We start from the raw sequence: 18,393 nt of genomic DNA on the forward strand, positions 1-18,393 counted from the left end.
GTATGTTCACATTATCGCAGCCTCTTTTCTATCACTCTCATACCTCCGCCTAAGAACGATAAAAGGCAACCATTGTTCGCTTTGACACATTTTATCTCGTCACTATCACCGACCTAATCCTTATAAACAGGCAAGTCAATGACAAAAATGGCAGCCCTTATTGACTGTGGCGACACAAGTGTCACACGACTTTAGTTTAGAATTTACAAATATAAGTAAAATAGCCTGTGGATGAAAATATAATAAATTAAATATAATCAATATAAACAGAGTCTTATAATTTTATTTAAATATTTTTGGGTATTAAAACTAAACTTGGCCCAGCCATTGCTATTACAAAGCATGTTTGTAATCTAGTTTTCAGATTTAAACATCCTTAATTTAAACCATTTGGAGTAATAACATGACTGAATCAATCGTATCGTTTCCACAACTTAACCGCCCTGCACCAGCGTTCAATACTAAAACAACGCACGGTATGCGCTCGTTAAATGATTATAAAGGTAAGTGGTTAGTTTTATTCTCTCACCCTGCTGACTTTACTCCAGTATGTACTACTGAGTTTATGGGGTTTGCGCAACGAGCTGAAGAATTTGCGCAATTAAATACTGAACTACTAGGCCTATCAATCGACAGTATCCATTCTCACATTGCTTGGGTACGTAACATTGAAGAAAACTTTGGTGTTGAAATTACGTTCCCAATCATTTCTGACTTATCAATGGAAGTGGCCAAAGCATACGGCATGATCCAGCCTGGTGCCAGCGACACTGCAGCAGTTAGAGCAACCTTTATTATCGACCCAGAAGGTGTACTACGTGCGATGGTGTACTACCCAATGAGTAACGGCCGTTCAGTTGATGAGTTTGTACGCCTCGTTAAAGCACTTCAAACTAGTGATTCTAATGCTGTCGCTACTCCAGAAAACTGGCAACCAGGTGACGACGTGATTGTTCCACCACCAGCAACGACTGCCGATGCTAAAGCACGTTTAGAGCAAGGTTTTGATTACGTTGATTGGTACTTCAGCAAGAAGTCTCTTTAATCCGTTATTGCACAGTGGAGCCCCCGCCCCCTGTGCATCATTTATAGGAGGTTTGTAATGAACTCAACATTTAGCGTCCATGAATTTTTAGATGACGACAGCGAAACATTCACTTATGTGGTTGCAGATAATGCGACCCGTTTTGCTGTCATTATCGATCCGGTTTTAGACTTTGATTATAAGTCTGGCCGAACAGACACTCGCAGTGCTCAACGAGTGATACATTGGGTTAAACGCCAAGAGTTAAGTGTGAAATGGATACTTGAGACACATGCTCATGCCGATCATTTGTCTGCAGCCAGCTATATTCGCGAACAAATTGGTGGGCAAATTGGTATTGGAGAACATATCACTCAAGTACAACAAACATTTCAAAAAGTCTTTAACTTAGAACGTGATTTTTTGCCCAATGGCAGTCAGTTTGACCGATTATTCAAACATAACGAATTATTGCAAGTCGGCAATATGGCCATTCGCATTATGCATACCCCGGGCCACACGCCAGCTGATCTAGCTTATGTCATTAATGAGCAAGCTGCTTTTGTGGGTGACACTATATTTATGCCAGATGTCGGCACGGCACGATGTGACTTCCCTGGTGGTGACGCCAATACCTTATATGACTCGATTCAATCATTGTTTAGCTTACCTGAATCAACCGATATTTATGTTTGCCATGATTACCCTACAGAGGGACGTGATCATCAATTTAAGACTCAAGTAGGCCAACAGAAGGAACACAATATTCATGTCAAAAATGGCATAAGTAAAGCTGATTTTGTCGAACTTCGCCAAACGCGCGATGCCACCTTACCCATGCCAAGGCTGATATTGCCATCAATTCAAGTCAACATTCGTGCCGGTAAAATGCCCGCAGCAGAAGACAATGGCACAGTGTACTTAAAAGTGCCGATTAACTTACTTTAAAGCTAAGGTTGTCAATATGATACAAGCTGTTTTAGGTGCGTTAGTCATTGGCTTAGTGCTGAGTATGCTGGGTTCTGGTGGCTCAATACTCACGGTGCCAGTGTTGTTATATCTTGTGGGTATGCAACCAGAAGTTGCTATTGCATCGTCACTTTGTATCGTTGCCGCCATCAGCTGTTTTAGTAGTATCAGTTTCATTAAACAAAAAATGGTTTCGTGGCCGCATGTGTTGATGTTTGGCCTTCCTGGAATGGCAGGAACATACCTCGGTGCTTGGATGAGCACTTTTGCCACAAGCCAAATTCAACTCTGTGTATTTGTTGGTTTAATGCTAATTGGCGCTGTAATGATGTGGCGTAAACAAAGTAACAGCCTCACTCAAGGGAAATTAGTTCTCATAAATGTATTACTGCAAGGCTTATTAGTGGGTGTAGTCACAGGCTTTGTTGGTGTTGGTGGTGGCTTTTTAATTATCCCTGCCTTGGTGTTATTAGGCGGTATTGAAATGACATTAGCAGTGGGCACCAGTTTATTAATTATCACCATGAACTCTTCTATCGGGTTTATTAAATATTACAGCTTATTTTCAGCCCAGGGCGTGCAATTTGATTGGCCGGTTATCGCCATCATGATTGGCGGTGGCTTTATTGGCAGCTTAGCGGGAGGAAAGATAACTCAATATCTCCCTAAAGCCATTTTACAAAAAGTATTCGCCATATTTTTAGTGGTAATGGCGACATTTATTACCACTCAATCCATAATTTAGTTTCACGAGGTACACATGAAAACTGCACAAGAATATATTAGTGAAGTAAAAAACAACATTATTGAAGTCTCGACTCAGCAATTACTCTCTGCAATGTTAAACCCAGAAGTGATTATTATTGATGTACGTGAGCATGAAGAGTTTTTAGCAGGTCATATTGAAGGGGCAGTCAATCTACCTCGCGGTGTGTTAGAAATGAAAATTCATGAGCATCCATCCGTCAGTCATCACTGCGAATGGGAGTTTGCATTGAATGAGTTATCCGACAAAGAGATTTACCTAATTTGCCGTACTGGTGGTCGTTCAGCATTGGCAGCCGCCTCGCTACAAAATATGGGCTTTACCCAGCCTTTATCTGTTGCCGGTGGTATGGTGCAGTGGCAACAGGATGGTTTTCCAGTGATACCGCATAAAGCATAAAATGAATTGATAAAAATGAGCCTTAATAGGCTCATTTTTTTACCATTGATTGACTGGAATTTTGAGAAAATAATTATCTTCGCCTTCAGGCGGCGGTAAATGACCCGCTCTAATATTGAGTTGTATCGCTGGCAAGAGTAATTGCGGCATGGTGGCATCGTTATGTTGCTGTTGATGTAACTTAACAAACTCTTGTAAATCAACCTTACCGCCAACCACTTTGTTGGTGCGTTTTTGAGCAATGATTGACGTTTCATACATCGGGTTCTGAGCATGAGTTAAATGCGGGTTATGACCCACAAATACACGAGTGCTATTGGGCAATGCCAATATTTTTTGAATCGATTGATATAAGGTTGTCACACTGCAATTGGGAAAATCTAGGTTAACGGTACCGACGTCAGGTGACGCTATCACGTCGCCGACAAATATTGCATCTTCAATTAAATAGCTTACACATGCTGGAGTATGTCCAGGAGTGTGCATCACTTGAACATCTAAATGACCGAGTTTAATCAGTTCTTCATCGGCAAACAATTGATCAAACTGCTCACCATTACAATGAAAGTTGTCACCGAGGTTGAGAATACGTTTAAACATATGCTGAACTTTAACAATATGCTCACCTATACCAGTATTACCACCTCGTTGTTGTTTAATATAACAAGCAGCAGAGATATGGTCGCAATGAGCATGTGTTTCTAAAATCCATTCAAGCTCATAACCATTTTTATCAAGATGCTCGATGATACTGTCGGCAAACTCAGTAGTAATTTTACCTGACGAAATATCAAAATCTAAAACAGGGTCAATAACCGCGCTTTGTCGTGAGGCAAGATCGGTCACCACATAACTAATTGACTGGCTGTCTTGATGATAAAATGGATCAATACGGATTTTACTCATGTCTTATACACTCGCAACAAAATACACTATGATTTTGCTAGATTAATCCTCATGTGGCCGATTTGTTGAACCTATTGAGGTGATACTAACGTCAGTAAAATAATAATTGAAATTACATCAATAAACTGCGGCTAACCTCGCAACAAAGAGCCTGCATAACCGCAAAATATTGATAATTGCCTATGGTCCTAATACCAAACCAGCAATATATCGTAAGCCTTGTTAAGGTTTTCCGTTTGTCGTGTGCAGTTGACTACCCATGACTTTTTGCAATGAAAATGCTCCGCGTATATCACCTACTTCGAAATTTATCGCCTTATCATCTGGATAAGCTTGTTTAATCAATGTACTTAGCTCGGGAGTAATATTGCTACCATGGCAACCTAAGCACAGCTCTTGTGTTGGTATGGCTTTCATATACCTAAACGTTGTGGTCTCACCCTTAGCAACATATTCGCGAATCACAATGGGTGTTTGCGGATCACTGGCAGCTTTTATTTGTTCAAACTGATTTAATTGCGCTAACTCCCAAGCATCTGGGCTGTTATTGCTATTTCGCACTTTTAAGCTCGTACGCTTTAGCATCCAACCATCAGTCGAGTTTTGTGCTGCAATAGAGGGGGCAACAGATTGACAAACTGACACGCCAGCAGGGAGTCCACCTTGTTTTATTGCCGCTTGTAATTGCCCTTTTAACGCTTGGCTAAACTCAGCAATTTTTTGGTTAGCCTCTAGCTCAAGTTGTTGTTGCTCTGACAATGATTGAGCATTGGCGCTTAAGCTTGCCAATAATGTCATCGTGCCTATGGTGATTAACTTAACCCGTTGACGCTTAGCATTATGTGTATTTTTCATGACTCTTTATCCTCTTCTAGACGTGTTATTCCCATTAGTTTTAGGGCGTATTTTTCATACAGCGGTTCGCTACTTCCACTCTTCATTTTCAATAGAAAATATTTTTCAAAACCTATTTTGGCTAAGTGTGCCCATTTGCCTGTTGCAAACCAGGACACATTGCGAGGGGCAATTTGTGGCGTGGCAATAAACACTGCACCGGTGTCGCCCATGTCGGCGATACAAATGGCATTCCAGGTGCCTTTATATGCAGGTTCAACGTTATTAACGATAATACTGTGTAAATTCTGTGCGACCGCGGTCATCATCGACTCAATCATATAGCCTGTTTTAGGCATGCCCGTAGGTACTGGTGTACTTTGAGCAGGAGGAATAGCAACACAAACGCCGCCCGCAAAAATGTTACTGTATTTTGTTGAGCGCTGATGCTCATCGGTAATCACAAACCCTTTTTTATTACACAGCCCCTCTACATTTGCCACAGCATCAATACCCACAAATGGAGGGATAAACATTGCATGATTAAAAGGGAGTGAATAATTAAAGTCGATATTTCCTTTACGATTTAACTCGTCAATATGCATGATGTCTTTTTCGATGTAATCAACACTGGCGTTGCATATCCATTTGATATCTCGTTGACGTAGTGCCGACTCCAACATCGATTTAGAGTCTCCTATACCATCAAGCCCCAAATGACCGATATACGGTTCACTGGTAATAAATTGAATGGGTACGTGCTTTCGTATGCCGGCATCACGTAATACCTTATCGAGGATAAACACATACTCATAAGCAGGGCCAAAACAGCTGGCACCTTGAAATGCCCCCACTAATACGGGCCCTGGATTGGCAATGAGTTCATCGACATTTTCTTTACAAGACAATGCATGTTCAAGAGAGCACACCGACTGAGTATAGTGCTCTGGCCCTGCCCCAGGAATTGCATCAAATGCCAATTTTGGCCCAGAGGCAATCACCAAAAAATCGTAATCGATAACGTCATGTTCAGCGGTGATCAATTGGTTGTTATCTGCATCAATTTTAGTGACAAAAGCGCAGATAAAATCAATGTGTTTTTTGGCTAAATATTTAGCGATAGGAATGCTTATCGCATCAGGCTCACGCCAACCAACGGCCACCCAAGGGTTAGAAGGAATAATGCGAAAATGGTCTCGTTCATTTACCATCAACACTTGATGCTCTTGACCCAGCAGGTGTTTAATTTCATAAGCTGCAGGCATTCCACCTGTACCAGCACCTAGCACTACAATTTTTGCCATTGCATTAAGCTCCATTGACCTTCTCTGTAAACGCGATTGTTTGCAGAGATATGTAAGCTATTGCTATACAAAGCTTGTGCCACGTCACAAAGTAATATTAATACTAACATTTACAACAAGTTAAAAAGTGTTGCAAAAATTAATCTAAATCTGCTAGGGAAACCGATTGACAAAAATGACACTCAATGCCATTTTTGATGATAAATATGACATTCCTTATGTAAAAAAGATCCTATTCTTATGAAAAACACCACCGTAGTTCAGTCGATGATCAATGCAATTGATAAACCTGCCATATTTATCACGCCTGATTATGTTATACATGCGGTAAATCAAGCCTACCTCGAAACCTATGACACTGAAGTGACATTAGGACAAAGCCGTTGCCATCAAATATCGCACCACAGTAATGAGCCTTGCGACAAACACGGAGAACAATGTCCCTTGCAGCAATGCCAAAACACTGCTCGAGCCGCCAATGCTGTACATATTCACAATACAACGGATGGCAAATCATATTGCGATATTTTGATGAAGCCAATTAAAGACGATAACGGCATAATCATGGGCTTTCTTGAAATTTTAGATGCCATTGACTATGCATCTACCGAGTCTAAAAAAGACACAATGATTGGCCAGTCAGCACCATTTAAACAAATGCTCAATAAGATTAATCGGGCATCTCAGTCTAATATTGCCGTGTTATTACAGGGTGAAACTGGTGCAGGTAAGGAACTTGTAGCAAAAGCGGTTCATGCCGCAAGCGATAGAAATGACAAACCTTTTGTGGTGATTGAATGTACCGGATTGAGCGAAAGTTTATTTGAAAGCGAGCTATTTGGTTATGAAAAAGGTGCCTTTACTGGGGCAACAACCACTAAAAAAGGCTTAATTGAAATCGCACACGGCGGTACAGTGTTTTTTGATGAAATTGGTGATATTCCAATGAATATGCAGGTTAAACTGCTCAGGTTATTAGAAACGCAATGTTATCGTGCCGTGGGTGGATTAAAGCAAAAACGCTCTGATTTTAGATTAGTCAGTGCCAGCCATAAAAACTTACTCGATTTAGTTGAAAAAGGTGAATTTCGCCGCGACCTTTATTATCGCATAGCCGGTTTTCCTATTTACCTGCCCTCACTGCGTGAGCGTCAGGAAGATATTCCAGTCCTCGCCAATCATTTTGTAAGATTATCTGAATATAAACATAAGAAATTTTCGGCCAATGCATTAACGCTATTAAGCCAGTATCCGTTTCCAGGCAATATTCGTGAACTCAAAAATATTATTGAACAATCTGCACTAATAGCAAACGAAGATATTATCCACAGAAGTGATCTGCCCGAAAGCATTACCCATTCTAAAACCACTACGGTTAATCAGGCACCGGCTGTCGACACTGCAGTGATCAGTTTAGATGATGTTGAAGCTGAATATTTATCCAAAGTGTGCCAACAATATCAAGGTTCGCCTGCTGAATTAGCCATCATGCTTAATGTGAGCGTACGAACCTTATACCGAAAATTGCAACGTTATGGTCTAAAACTAAGCATCACTTAGTTGTGACGTAATAAAGAATGTTTTTTCTGGCAACAACGTTTCATGTGCATGCCCTCTGATAGCTCAATATCACTTGCATCATGATCATGGGAGTCGCAATGTCCGCCATGGCAACCACCTTCACCATGTTCATGATTGCAACAACCTCCATTGGCTTGTTTAGCTAAATGCTTCATTGAAGGCCTGCCTTGTGTCACCTCGCTAAATTGCTCACATTGCGGTAAATGCTCACTGGCTAACTCTTCAATGGCTGTACGACCATTTTTGACATGAAATACATTAAGTTGGTGATTCAGTATTTTAGACAGTAATTGTTGACCAATATTTCGCACAATAACCCGCTCTGCGCCATGGGCCACAATCAAATTCAATAATTGTTTTTTACCATCACAGCCAGCAGCTAAAGCAGGGTTAGCAAAACGCGCTATCACTTCGGCCTGTTCATTAATAATAAGCATGCTATCTGCACGGCTAAAATGGCTGGCAATATGGTCGTCTTTTATCGGTATGGCTGTAATCATTTTTATCTCTCTTGCAGTATTGATACTGCTATATTCAGTAAGTGTTATTCAGTTTGTCAGTGATCGTTGGCTCATTAGCAGGTTATTAACTAGCTACACCAAGTTACTGGCATATGCTATTTATACACCCATAATTAGCATATGCCAATTATATTTTGTTAAGTGTGATCTTTGTCCATGCCTGTTGACTCAATAAGCATAATTTAACGAGTGACTTAACAGATTATGCCAACTAAATGCCTCACAACTTAGCAACAAGCAGCATGTTACTAAGCTCATTTCAGTAACACATTGACTTAAATAACAGTGGTAAAAAATCATTACAGCTAAAATGATTTAAAAATTAATTACTTTAGTATTTCGTTAAGTTAAAGATAATAAAATGACTTAATAACAATGATTTATTAACATCCCACCTATTTTTTACTCACTTTACTTAGTTAGTTTTTATGATCTAGATCAAATAAACACTTGATAGTTAGACCCCTAATCATTAGGATCGTTATTAATTGAACGTTCAATTAATAACGTTCAAGCGATAAAAAGGGAGTTATTTATGCCAAGACCTGCAATGAAAAACGTCAGACAACAACAGCTCATCGATGCCACGTTAATGTCTGTCGAACGTCATGGATTACAGCACACCACCATCAACACGATTAGTGGTTTAGCGGGGATGTCATCGGGGATCATCAGTCATTATTTTGGTGGTAAACAAGGGTTAATCGAAGCCACGCTAAAATTCTTATTAGAAGAGTTAAAGCAAGCCTTACTGGCAAAAACGTCAGGCAAATCGTTAACCGCTCCTCAACGCTTGTCGATCATAGTCGAAGCCAACTTTACCGAGCTGCAACGCTCAAATGCCGCTACTAAAACATGGCTAAGCTTTTGGTCTCAAGCTATGCATGATCCTGGATTGGCAAGATTGCAAAACATTAATAACCACCGTCTTTACAGCAACCTGCTGTACTCATTTAAACAATTATTGCCTAAGGCTGACGCGGTAAATGCCGCCAAGCAAACTGCGGCAATCATTGACGGTTTTTGGTTACGAAGTGCGTTAAGCACCAACCCTTCTGAAGAATTTAAGCAAGCCCAGACACTATCGAAAGCCTTTATAGAGTCTGTACTAGTGCAACACGGAGAAATTGAATGTCAGCGTTAGTCACTTATCAAAATTATGTGCATGGTCAATACATTTCAAATGGCAGCGGAGAAACCTTCGAAGTCATCAACCCTGCTACTGGCAGTGTGAGTTATTTAGTTGAAGTCGCAACCGATGCAGTCAAGCAAGCCGCCATCGACAGTGCAAAAGCAGGCTTTGCTGTGTGGTCAAAAATGACCCCTATGGAACGCAGCCGTATTTTATTAAAAGCCGTTGCTTTATTACGCGAGCACAATGATGAACTTGCCGCAGGCGAAGTACTCGACACAGGTAAACCTTGGCAAGAAGCTTCAGTGGTCGACATTGTCACTGGAGCAGATTCAATTGAATTCTTTGCGGGCCTGGCACCAAGCATTGAAGGGAATCAACAACCGGTTGGCGAAGACTTTTACTACACTCGTCGCGAACCATTAGGCATTTGCGCCGGTATTGGCGCCTGGAACTACCCATTACAAATTGCATGTTGGAAAGCGGCTCCGGCTTTGGCATGCGGTAATGTGATGATTTTTAAGCCTTCTGAAGAAACCCCACGCGGTGCAATGCGTTTAGCCGAAATATTCACCCAAGCTGGCGTACCTGATGGCGTATTTAATGTGGTTCAAGGCGACGGTCGTGTTGGCGCGTGGTTAACCACGAATGATGATATCGCTAAAGTGTCATTTACTGGTGAAGTTGGCACTGGCACAAAAGTGATGGCTGCCGCGTCTAGCACCTTAAAAGAAGTTACCATGGAACTTGGCGGTAAATCACCGTTAATCATCTTCAATGATGCCGATGTAGACAATGCGGTATCAGCAGCCATGCTGGCCAATTTTTATACTCAAGGTGAAGTGTGTACCAATGGCACACGCGTATTTGTGCAAAAAGACATGTACCCACAATTTATTGAGCGTTTAAAGCAACGCACTGAAAATAATATTGTGTGTGGCGATCCTATGGATGCTGAAACCAACTTTGGTGCGTTGATCTCACGAGGTCATCAACAAAAAGTCCTTGAGTACATTGCGATAGGCCAAAAAGAAGGTGCAACTTTACTGACTGGCGGCACTGCGTTGCAACCAGAAAACGCGCCCCATGGTTTTTTTGTTGCGCCGACTATTTTCACCGATTGCACCGATGATATGACCATTGCTAAAGAAGAAATTTTTGGTCCTGTGATGTCAGTGTTTACCTTTGAAGATGAACAAGAAGTCATTCAACGTGCTAACAATACTCACTTAGGCCTTGCCGCTGGGGTATTTACCCAAGACATTACTCGTGCTCACCGCGTAATACATCAATTAGAAGCAGGCATTTGCTGGATTAATGCTTATGGTGCATCGCCTGCAGAAATGCCAGTAGGTGGTTATAAAATGTCGGGCATCGGCCGTGAAAACGGCAGCGAAACATTAAAGGCATACACTCAAATCAAAGCTGTTTACGTTGGCATGCAGCCACTTGAAAGCCCATTTTAGGAGTGACCCAATTAATGTCTAAGCCAATGTCTCATCAATATGATTACATTATTGTCGGTGCCGGTAGCGCAGGTTGTGTATTAGCCAACCGTTTAACTGAAAACCCAGACAATAAAGTGTTAATTTTAGAAACCGGTGGCAGCGATAAAAGTATTTTTATCCAAATGCCGACGGCACTGTCTATTCCAATGAACACCAAAAAGTATGCTTGGCAGTTTGAAACCCAAGCAGAGCCACATTTAGATAATCGCCGTATGCACTGCCCTCGCGGTAAAGTGTTGGGCGGTTCATCGTCAATTAACGGCATGGTATATGTGCGTGGTCATGCGCGTGATTTTGACGAATGGCAACAACATGGCGCGAAAGATTGGAACTACGCCCATTGCTTGCCGTATTTCAAAAAAGCAGAAACATGGTCATTTGGTGGCAACGTTTACCGTGGTGATAGTGGCCCGTTAGGGGTTAATAACGGTAACGAGATGAAAAACCCGTTGTATCAAGCCTTTATCGATGCAGGTGTTGATGCTGGGTATTTAGCAACTGCCGACTATAACGCATCACAGCAAGAAGGCTTTGGCCCAATGCACATGACCGTTAAAAACGGTGTGCGTTGGTCAACCGCAAATGCATATTTACGCCCAGCAATGAAGCGTGACAATTTAACCGTGGTGACTCATGCGCTGGTTCATAACGTCATTATGCAAGGCAAAACCGCTGTAGGTGTACGTTACGAGCGTAAAGGCCAAATGCAAGATGTAATGTGCAATAAAGAAGTTGTGTTGTCTGCAGGCTCTATTGGTTCGCCGCACATTTTGCAATTGTCTGGTATTGGCAACAAGCAAACCCTTGAAGATGCGGGTATTGAGCCTGTACATCATTTACCGGGTGTGGGGCAAAACCTGCAAGACCACCTTGAATTTTACTTTCAATTTAAATGCTTAAAGCCGATTTCACTCAACGGTAAGTTAGATCCACTGAATAAATTATTCATTGGTACCCGTTGGATTTTAAATAAATCAGGATTAGGCGCGACAAATCACTTTGAATCTTGTGGCTTTATCCGCTCAAAACCTGGGCTTGAATGGCCCGATCTGCAATACCACTTTTTGCCTGCAGCAATGCGTTATGACGGTAAAGAAGCCTTTGCAGGCCATGGTTTCCAGGTTCACATTGGTCATAACAAGCCTAAAAGCCGTGGTGCAGTAACAGTGGTATCAAAAGATGCCAAGGTTGCACCACAAATTCAGTTTAATTATTTATCACATCAAGATGATATTGAAGGCTTTAGAGCTTGCGTACGCTTAACCCGTGAAATCATTAACCAACCGGCACTGGATGAATACCGTGGTGAAGAAATTCAGCCTGGTTTAGCCGTTCAAACCGATGAGCAAATCGATGTGTTTGTACGCAGTTCAGTTGAGAGTGCTTACCACCCTTCTTGTTCATGCAAAATGGGTGAAGACGATATGGCGGTAGTGGACTCTGAAACTAAAGTTCACGGCATTAAGGGATTACGCGTTGTTGACTCGTCAATATTCCCAACCATTCCTAACGGAAATTTAAACTCGCCAACCATTATGGTTGCTGAACGTGCCGCCGACATCATTTTGGGTAACAAGTTATTAGCACCAAGCTTGGCCAAAGTGACTGTCGCTAATGATTGGCAGCAACAACAACGCCAACAAGCACAGAAAAGATCGGTAAGTTAATTGATGTCATTCGTTTTAAGGGTTCCTGGCCAACCTACAATTTTGTAAATGGCCAATTAAGCCAAGTTCAATCTATCAGGGTTTAACTATCGACAGCGATATTTAAGGCTTGAGGGCATGATTGTCTTTAAACATTGTTCTATGGCGAAATGAAAACATAAAACAAGGAGCTAACACTATGTTTGCACACACAATAAAAGCAGGAGTTAAGTAATGACGACCTGGTTATCAATAGGCATTTTATTTACTTTTGCCGCCATCGCCTTTGTGATTTATCGTTGGGGTAACATGCAATGTATCGGGGTGACGCCGGTACGTAAATTTACCTTTATCGCGATCTTATTTACCTCTGGATTAGATGTGGGGCTGATTATGTTCCCGCTGACCGAATTTGCAGGTTACGCAGATTTAGCTGCCAGTCCTGAATACGGTTTTACTAATCCATTGGCCATTGAATTTGGCTTTTGGGCTTGTTTAATATGGGCTTTTTACTTTTTAACTTGTTTCTATTTTTGTGTAATAGAACCAAGAGTGAAGTTCTTTGAAATCCCATTAATTAAGTTTATCAACAACTTAGTTATTATAGGCACCTGTGCGTTTACCGCTTACTTATTACTGTCTAATTTACCTTGGTATTTACCTAACCTTGGCGACGGTGAAACCATTGTTAGCTCATTCTATTTAATTGTATTTATGGTGATTGCCGCAGCGGTTTATTCAAGTACCAGCATTAAATATGTGCGCTACTTAAGTTTAGGTAGTACTTGGTTATTCTTTGGCTTAATCGCCATTATGTGGTCTGGGGCATTTTTGTCTGAAGATTCAAGTGTTGGTGAGTTCTTTAGTACCTTTGCGCTAATTGGTGGCTATTTTTCAAATATGCATGAATTTGTATTACCGATGAATGATTACCATGAGTTTTACCTATTCTGGTGGTTTGCTTGGAGCATCATGATTGGTCAATTTACCTCACGTTTTGTGGGCGGCATGAAAACCTACCAAGTGTTATTAGCGATGATGATTTTCCCGTCTATACCCATTGCAATTTGGTTTACTGTTCTTTATTACTACAGCGCAAATGGCATTGATACTACAGGGTTTTACAACCTGGCGATGGTGATTGTCGGCATTACCTTTGTGATCAATTCATTAGACTCACTGGTGCGCTTATACACTGACAACTTAAACCTTACTGTTGAGCGTTTAGGCAAAGTGCCTTACGTCATTGGCAATATCGTAGTGTTGAGTGGCTTAACTTTATTATTCAAATTAGATTTCTTAGCCATTCAATGGGTTGGCGCACTAGCTATCACGCTCATTTTAGGATGTTTTGTTTATATTCTGAAAGGTCACTTATCAAAAGTGGCAGACATTGAGCGCTCGCCAAAAGCCAACAAAATTGATTTTACAAAAATCGAACTACTAGATTAATACAATAACCAAAACAGGGATTGAAAATGAACACTAAAATAAAAACACTTGCGCTATTAAGCTTATTTGCACTACCAACAACAGTTATGGCAGATGAATTAAGTACCACAATTAATGCTACATCTGACTACACCTTTAACGGTGTGAGCCAAACTGACAACGACCCTGCATTACAAGCTAGCCTTGATTATGCATTAGACAGTGGTTGGTACATGGGTGCATGGGCGTCGAATGTTGATTTTGGTGACGGTGAAGATACTTGGCTGGAGCTCGATTTCTATGTGGGTAAATATATGGAGCTTACCGACCGAGTGTCACTCGATGCCGGTATCGCATATTACACTTACCATGGTGATGATGCGTCTGATGAATATTACTATCCAGAAGTTTACAGTAAATTTGGCTATACCTCGTCGTTAGGCCAAAGTGAGTTAAACTTTTGGTACTCATGGGATTACTTTGGCCTAGATGCTGGCCATTACATTGCCATGGTAGCCCATACTTTTAGCGTTGCTGAAGGGCATGACATCCGTGTGAGTTTTGACCGTTCAACATCAAACGATAAAGACAAGTGGTCATGGGATGGTGATAAGTCTTACAACCATTATCGTGCAGAGTACATGACTAGCTGGGAAGGCTTTGACTTTAACGTTGCCGTTGAGGATACCAGCATGGACACTGACTTAAGTGATACTCGTGCAGTGTTATCTGTGTCGCGTACATTCTCACTATAATTTGATCTAATCGTCAAAAGCAGAATAGCTGCATGCAGTTATTCTGCTTTTTTAATTTTGCGCATGAGTAATAGGCCATTTTCTGTTAAGGTGCAGGCTTAATTATTCTCAGACTAACCAAGTGATTGGTAAGAGGACATGATGGAAAAGTACGAACAACTATTAATTTCATTGCGCAGAGTGATTAGAGCTATCGATATTCATTCTCGCCAATTGAACAAACTGTCTGGCCTCACGGGTCCTCAGCTTATGGTGATGAAAAAAGTCAAAGAGTTGGATGCGCCGTTAGCTAAGCAGATTGCTCAAGAAATTAATTTAAGCGCAGCCACTGTCACCACCATTATTGATCGCTTAGAAAGCCGTAATCTGGTGATTCGTACTCGCAGTGAAACAGATAAACGCAAAGTGCATTTGTCGTTAAGCGAAGCCGGTGAAGAGTTACTCAGTGGATCGCCAAAACCACTTCAAGAGCATTTTATTAAGCATTATCAAAATCTTGAAGAGTGGGAGCAAAGCCAACTTTTATCAGCAGTGGAACGCATCGCCTCAATGATGGACGCAGACGAAATAGACGCAGCACCAGTATTATTGGTGGGTCAAATCCAGCCAGAAGTGCCGCAGTAAACTGCCCTACTTTATTGTTAAGCATTCAACCAGATACACAAACGCGAGCATGAGCTCGCGTTTTTTATATCTAGTTTCTCTGTTTATTACCAAGGTAACTCTTGGCCATTAGAATGTTTAAATACACCAGAATTTGCCATGGTTAACTGGTCTATTAGGCCAATCAACCGCGAGGCTGAGTCAGTGGCAGAAATATCACCACCGTGATTCACCATCTCAGTTTGCACATAGCCTGGATGATAAATACCCACAGCAATCTCTCTTGGAGCTAAGTCATGAGCTAATGACATTGACGCTGCATTTAACGCCGCCTTAGACATGCGGTAACCATAACGACCACCCGAAGTGTTATCGGTAATCGATCCCATGCGTGAGGTGATCATCGCCACTTTGGCTCCGTTAACTAAATTAGTTTGTAAACTGGCCACTACATGCAAAGGTGCTAACGCATTAACCTCAAACTGTTGGCGTATGGTGTCGAGATTAAGGTGCCCTAATTTTTCGTCACGTAAAATACCCGCATTACAAATTAACAGGTCAATTTTCACCCCATGTAAACTGTGTTGCATGGTTTCAATACCTGAAGCTTCTGTCACATCAACACCTTCAATCACCTTAACATTGTTGCCTAAGGCGGCGAGTTCTACCGACGATTGTCGACAAAGCGCATAAACAACGTGGTTTTGCTGTGCATATAATGTCGCAAACGCCAGACCGATGCCACGGTTTGCCCCGGTAATCACAATTGTTTTCATGTTAAATCCTTATTATCAGTTGTATCGGCCACAATCATTTTGCCTTTAAATACACCCAACAGTGCAATACAAGCACCAGCAAATGCCGCAAAAGAGCACATTAAGCGATAATCACTGTTTTCAATAAAAAAGTTAGCAACACTGAATATGAGCAATAGCAGCATGCCGATATTTTTTATCTGCATCATTTTAGGCTCAAACATCAACCAGGTTTCGCATTTAGGGCATTGCGCTTCAACGCCATGTTGACCTTTACGAACCACTTTTAACGATCGTCTTGCTAATTGACTGTTGCAGCTAGGACATTCCATTTAAATACACCTCACGTCTCTCAATGCCAATATGATAACGCGGCCTAACTGTCTGATAAAGTTACAATGCAGTTAAATATGATATATCGATAATCAAATCCGCTTACAATTTTTGAGTGTTCATTCAAATAAGTATTTGAACACTTGATACAGTTGGTTTATAGTCTGGCAATAGATTTAACGATTAAAGCGAATGTCTCGCGCAGATAACCGCTTTGATCATGTAGGAATGAAAAACGTATGAACTACTCTATTGGTTTTGATGTGTATGGCACTCTTGTCGACCCAGTTGATATGGGACTGCATCTTGAAAACCTTATTGGCGATAAAGCCTCGGAATTTGGTCAGTTGTGGCACGATAAAAAAGTAGAATATGCCTTTAGACGTGGGTTAATGCAGCAATATGCCGACTTTACCGTTTGCACTCAACAGGCGCTGCAATATTGTTTAAATGTATATCAGTTATCGTTGTCGACTGCAGACCAACAACAGTTAATGGCAAGATTTGCTGAGTTAAGCGCGTTTGATGATGTGATCCCAGGGCTTAAAAAGCTCGTACAGCAAGGGCATCAGTTAGCAGCATTTTCTAATGGGCCTGAATTGTCAGTACGAAAGTTAATGACTAATTCCCATGTTTTGCCACACTTGCAACACGTGATAAGTGTTGATGATTTACAGACTTATAAACCCAATCCTGACGTTTATCAGTATTTAATGAGACGAATGCACGCTGATATGAACTCATGCATGATGGTATCGAGCAACCCTTGGGATGTTATTGGGGCTAAATCGGCGGGTTTACAAGCAGTATGGGTAAAAAGAAGCCCAAGTAAATTATTTGACCCATGGGAAATTCAACCTGATTTAATCGTGAGTGATTTGTGTGAATTAGCCGAAGTTCTCAATAGTTAATTGCCAAATTTACCGTCTCGTGTTGACCACAGAGATTACACGGCGATAACAACAGACATTTAATTAACCGCAAGACATTGTAAGCATCATGGCATCAGCAATGACAGGCGACAAAACTTTATCAAGTAAGAGGATTTTTATGAGTAATCAATATGTTCCACCTAAAGTGTGGGTTAATGAACCAAGCAGTGCCAACAAGTGGGCTAACATAAACAGCCCTGATTCTGGCGCTCGTTTTGAAAAAACACTGCCTGTAGGTGAACATGCACTGCAGTTGTATTCACTTGGTACGCCTAATGGCCAAAAAGTGACGATTATGCTTGAGGAGCTTTTAGCGCTTGGTGTAAAAGAAGCCGAATATGATGCGTACCTCATTAATATCAGCGAACTTGACCAGTTCTCTTCAGGCTTTGTTGCTGTTAACCCTAACTCAAAAATCCCTGCCCTAGTTGATAACTCAGGTGATGAGGCCGTCAATGTATTTGAGTCAGCGTCTATCCTTGTGCATTTAGCTGAAAAATTTGGCCACTTCTTACCACAATCTGGGCCGGCGCGTACTCAAACCTTTAATTGGTTATTTTGGGCACAAGGTTCTGCACCATTTCTTGGTGGTGGATTTGGCCACTTTTATGCTTATGCTGATGAAAAACAAGAGTACCCAATTAATCGCTTTGCGATGGAAGCTAAGCGTCAGTTAGATGTACTCGACAAACAACTCGCCAACAACACCTTTATCGCTGGTGAAGAATTTACCGTAGCCGATATGGCTATTTGGCCTTGGTATGGCAACTTAGTTTTAGGCAACTTATACAGCGCGGCAGAGTTTTTAGATGTTGCCAGTTATAAAAATGTGATGCGTTGGGCAAATCTTGTATTACAACGCCCAGGTGTGCAACGTGGCAAAATTGTCAATACATCATGGGGTGATGTGAGCTTAGCTGAACGTCACAGTGCTGCAGACATTGACGCTGCACTTAACAGTGAAAAATAGCGTTTACTAAACAAAAAACCTAGC

19 protein-coding genes are annotated in these 18,393 nt (G+C 41.4%); 13 read left to right on the forward strand and 6 right to left on the reverse strand.

Annotated elements, in window-relative coordinates; translation table 11 throughout:
* Positions 1-403: 403 nt before the first annotated feature.
* The 4 genes from IEY48_RS00340 to IEY48_RS00355 are packed head-to-tail and all read left to right on the forward strand — an operon-like array spanning position 404 to position 3,158.
* Positions 404-1,045, forward strand: a complete 642-nt coding sequence (locus IEY48_RS00340) for a peroxiredoxin (RefSeq protein WP_188916354.1) — start codon at positions 404-406, stop codon at positions 1,043-1,045.
* 57 nt (positions 1,046-1,102) lie between these two features.
* On the forward strand, positions 1,103-1,972 hold the full coding sequence (locus tag IEY48_RS00345) for an MBL fold metallo-hydrolase (protein ID WP_188916355.1): 870 nt from the start codon (positions 1,103-1,105) through the stop codon (positions 1,970-1,972).
* Positions 1,973-1,988: 16 nt separating this feature from the next.
* Positions 1,989-2,738 carry a sulfite exporter TauE/SafE family protein gene (locus tag IEY48_RS00350; RefSeq protein ID WP_188916356.1) on the forward strand — a complete coding sequence of 250 codons (750 nt, stop codon included), beginning with the start codon at positions 1,989-1,991 and terminating at the stop codon, positions 2,736-2,738.
* 15 nt (positions 2,739-2,753) lie between these two features.
* Positions 2,754-3,158 carry a rhodanese-like domain-containing protein gene (locus IEY48_RS00355; RefSeq protein WP_188916357.1) on the forward strand — a complete coding sequence of 135 codons (405 nt, stop codon included), beginning with the start codon at positions 2,754-2,756 and terminating at the stop codon, positions 3,156-3,158.
* A 39-nt stretch (positions 3,159-3,197) separates the two neighbouring features.
* Here IEY48_RS00355 and IEY48_RS00360 read toward each other — a convergent pair whose 3' ends face one another.
* The 3 genes from IEY48_RS00360 to IEY48_RS00370 all read right to left on the reverse strand — a co-directional run bounded on the left by IEY48_RS00360 (position 3,198) and on the right by IEY48_RS00370 (position 6,202).
* Positions 3,198-4,064, reverse strand: coding sequence for an MBL fold metallo-hydrolase (locus IEY48_RS00360; RefSeq protein WP_188916358.1), 867 nt, complete (start codon positions 4,062-4,064; stop codon positions 3,198-3,200).
* A 222-nt stretch (positions 4,065-4,286) separates the two neighbouring features.
* Positions 4,287-4,919 carry a Tll0287-like domain-containing protein gene (locus tag IEY48_RS00365; protein ID WP_229786274.1) on the reverse strand — a complete coding sequence of 211 codons (633 nt, stop codon included), beginning with the start codon at positions 4,917-4,919 and terminating at the stop codon, positions 4,287-4,289.
* Complete coding sequence (locus tag IEY48_RS00370; protein ID WP_188916359.1) at positions 4,916-6,202, reverse strand: NAD(P)/FAD-dependent oxidoreductase; 1,287 nt, start codon at positions 6,200-6,202, stop codon at positions 4,916-4,918. Before IEY48_RS00370 ends, IEY48_RS00365 begins: the two co-directional genes overlap by 4 nt.
* Positions 6,203-6,442: 240 nt before the next feature.
* On the opposite strand from IEY48_RS00370, the gene IEY48_RS00375 reads away from it, so the two are divergent.
* Positions 6,443-7,762, forward strand: a complete 1,320-nt coding sequence (locus IEY48_RS00375) for a sigma-54 interaction domain-containing protein (protein WP_229786275.1) — start codon at positions 6,443-6,445, stop codon at positions 7,760-7,762.
* Here IEY48_RS00375 and IEY48_RS00380 read toward each other — a convergent pair.
* Entirely contained in the window at positions 7,759-8,283 is a 525-nt protein-coding gene (locus IEY48_RS00380; RefSeq protein WP_188916360.1) for a NifB/NifX family molybdenum-iron cluster-binding protein, read from the reverse strand. The two genes, IEY48_RS00375 and IEY48_RS00380, sit on opposite strands and share 4 nt — an antisense overlap.
* 556 nt (positions 8,284-8,839) lie before the next feature.
* On the opposite strand from IEY48_RS00380, the gene betI reads away from it, so the two are divergent.
* The 6 genes from betI to IEY48_RS00410 all read left to right on the forward strand — a co-directional run bounded on the left by betI (position 8,840) and on the right by IEY48_RS00410 (position 15,400).
* Complete coding sequence (gene betI, locus IEY48_RS00385; RefSeq protein ID WP_188916361.1) at positions 8,840-9,448, forward strand: transcriptional regulator BetI; 609 nt, start codon at positions 8,840-8,842, stop codon at positions 9,446-9,448.
* The gene (gene betB / locus IEY48_RS00390; RefSeq protein ID WP_188916362.1) at positions 9,436-10,902 is read left to right on the forward strand and encodes a betaine-aldehyde dehydrogenase; all 1,467 of its coding nucleotides are present in this window, start codon (positions 9,436-9,438) and stop codon (positions 10,900-10,902) included. The genes betI and betB overlap by 13 nt, the downstream gene beginning before the upstream one ends.
* A 26-nt stretch (positions 10,903-10,928) precedes the next feature.
* Positions 10,929-12,611, forward strand: a complete 1,683-nt coding sequence (gene betA, locus IEY48_RS00395) for a choline dehydrogenase (RefSeq protein WP_428847953.1) — start codon at positions 10,929-10,931, stop codon at positions 12,609-12,611.
* Positions 12,612-12,824: 213 nt separating this feature from the next.
* Positions 12,825-14,042 (forward strand): BCCT family transporter, encoded by a 1,218-nt coding sequence (locus IEY48_RS00400; protein WP_188916364.1) that lies wholly within the window; start codon positions 12,825-12,827, stop codon positions 14,040-14,042.
* 26 nt (positions 14,043-14,068) lie between these two features.
* A complete protein-coding gene (locus tag IEY48_RS00405; protein WP_188916365.1) occupies positions 14,069-14,776 on the forward strand; it encodes a TorF family putative porin in 708 nt (235 codons plus the stop codon).
* A 141-nt stretch (positions 14,777-14,917) separates the two neighbouring features.
* Positions 14,918-15,400 carry a MarR family winged helix-turn-helix transcriptional regulator gene (locus IEY48_RS00410; protein ID WP_188916601.1) on the forward strand — a complete coding sequence of 161 codons (483 nt, stop codon included), beginning with the start codon at positions 14,918-14,920 and terminating at the stop codon, positions 15,398-15,400.
* Between the two features lie 86 nt (positions 15,401-15,486).
* On the opposite strand, the gene IEY48_RS00415 is transcribed toward IEY48_RS00410, so the two are convergent.
* Positions 15,487-16,155, reverse strand: a complete 669-nt coding sequence (locus IEY48_RS00415) for an SDR family oxidoreductase (RefSeq protein WP_188916366.1) — start codon at positions 16,153-16,155, stop codon at positions 15,487-15,489.
* Complete coding sequence (locus IEY48_RS00420; protein WP_188916367.1) at positions 16,152-16,466, reverse strand: hypothetical protein; 315 nt, start codon at positions 16,464-16,466, stop codon at positions 16,152-16,154. The genes IEY48_RS00415 and IEY48_RS00420 overlap by 4 nt, the downstream gene beginning before the upstream one ends.
* A 240-nt stretch (positions 16,467-16,706) precedes the next feature.
* Here IEY48_RS00420 and IEY48_RS00425 point away from each other — a divergent pair, with 240 nt between their 5' ends.
* Positions 16,707-17,378: a haloacid dehalogenase type II gene (locus IEY48_RS00425; protein WP_188916368.1), complete on the forward strand. Its 672-nt coding sequence runs from the start codon at positions 16,707-16,709 to the stop codon at positions 17,376-17,378.
* A 139-nt stretch (positions 17,379-17,517) separates the two neighbouring features.
* Positions 17,518-18,369: a glutathione-dependent disulfide-bond oxidoreductase gene (gene yghU / locus IEY48_RS00430; RefSeq protein ID WP_188916369.1), complete on the forward strand. Its 852-nt coding sequence runs from the start codon at positions 17,518-17,520 to the stop codon at positions 18,367-18,369.
* Positions 18,370-18,393: the final 24 nt, after the last annotated feature.

It is taken from the genome of Shewanella saliphila, from assembly GCF_014648295.1.
GTDB classification, from domain to species: Bacteria; Pseudomonadota; Gammaproteobacteria; order Enterobacterales; family Shewanellaceae; genus Shewanella; species Shewanella saliphila.

Coding starts and splice junctions, on each gene's coding strand:
- IEY48_RS00420 (WP_188916367.1), bottom strand. CDS start 16,466: ATGGAATGTCCTAGCTGCAACAGTCAATTAGCAAGACGATCGTTAAAA.
- IEY48_RS00405 (WP_188916365.1), top strand. CDS start 14,069: ATGAACACTAAAATAAAAACACTTGCGCTATTAAGCTTATTTGCACTA.
- IEY48_RS00400 (WP_188916364.1), top strand. CDS start 12,825: ATGACGACCTGGTTATCAATAGGCATTTTATTTACTTTTGCCGCCATC.
- IEY48_RS00365 (WP_229786274.1), bottom strand. CDS start 4,919: ATGAAAAATACACATAATGCTAAGCGTCAACGGGTTAAGTTAATCACC.
- IEY48_RS00355 (WP_188916357.1), top strand. CDS start 2,754: ATGAAAACTGCACAAGAATATATTAGTGAAGTAAAAAACAACATTATT.
- IEY48_RS00415 (WP_188916366.1), bottom strand. CDS start 16,155: ATGAAAACAATTGTGATTACCGGGGCAAACCGTGGCATCGGTCTGGCG.
- betA (WP_428847953.1), top strand. CDS start 10,929: ATGTCTCATCAATATGATTACATTATTGTCGGTGCCGGTAGCGCAGGT.
- betB (WP_188916362.1), top strand. CDS start 9,436: ATGTCAGCGTTAGTCACTTATCAAAATTATGTGCATGGTCAATACATT.
- yghU (WP_188916369.1), top strand. CDS start 17,518: ATGAGTAATCAATATGTTCCACCTAAAGTGTGGGTTAATGAACCAAGC.
- IEY48_RS00345 (WP_188916355.1), top strand. CDS start 1,103: ATGAACTCAACATTTAGCGTCCATGAATTTTTAGATGACGACAGCGAA.
- IEY48_RS00410 (WP_188916601.1), top strand. CDS start 14,918: ATGGAAAAGTACGAACAACTATTAATTTCATTGCGCAGAGTGATTAGA.
- IEY48_RS00340 (WP_188916354.1), top strand. CDS start 404: ATGACTGAATCAATCGTATCGTTTCCACAACTTAACCGCCCTGCACCA.
- IEY48_RS00375 (WP_229786275.1), top strand. CDS start 6,443: ATGAAAAACACCACCGTAGTTCAGTCGATGATCAATGCAATTGATAAA.
- IEY48_RS00360 (WP_188916358.1), bottom strand. CDS start 4,064: ATGAGTAAAATCCGTATTGATCCATTTTATCATCAAGACAGCCAGTCA.
- IEY48_RS00370 (WP_188916359.1), bottom strand. CDS start 6,202: ATGGCAAAAATTGTAGTGCTAGGTGCTGGTACAGGTGGAATGCCTGCA.
- IEY48_RS00425 (WP_188916368.1), top strand. CDS start 16,707: ATGAACTACTCTATTGGTTTTGATGTGTATGGCACTCTTGTCGACCCA.
- IEY48_RS00350 (WP_188916356.1), top strand. CDS start 1,989: ATGATACAAGCTGTTTTAGGTGCGTTAGTCATTGGCTTAGTGCTGAGT.
- IEY48_RS00380 (WP_188916360.1), bottom strand. CDS start 8,283: ATGATTACAGCCATACCGATAAAAGACGACCATATTGCCAGCCATTTT.
- betI (WP_188916361.1), top strand. CDS start 8,840: ATGCCAAGACCTGCAATGAAAAACGTCAGACAACAACAGCTCATCGAT.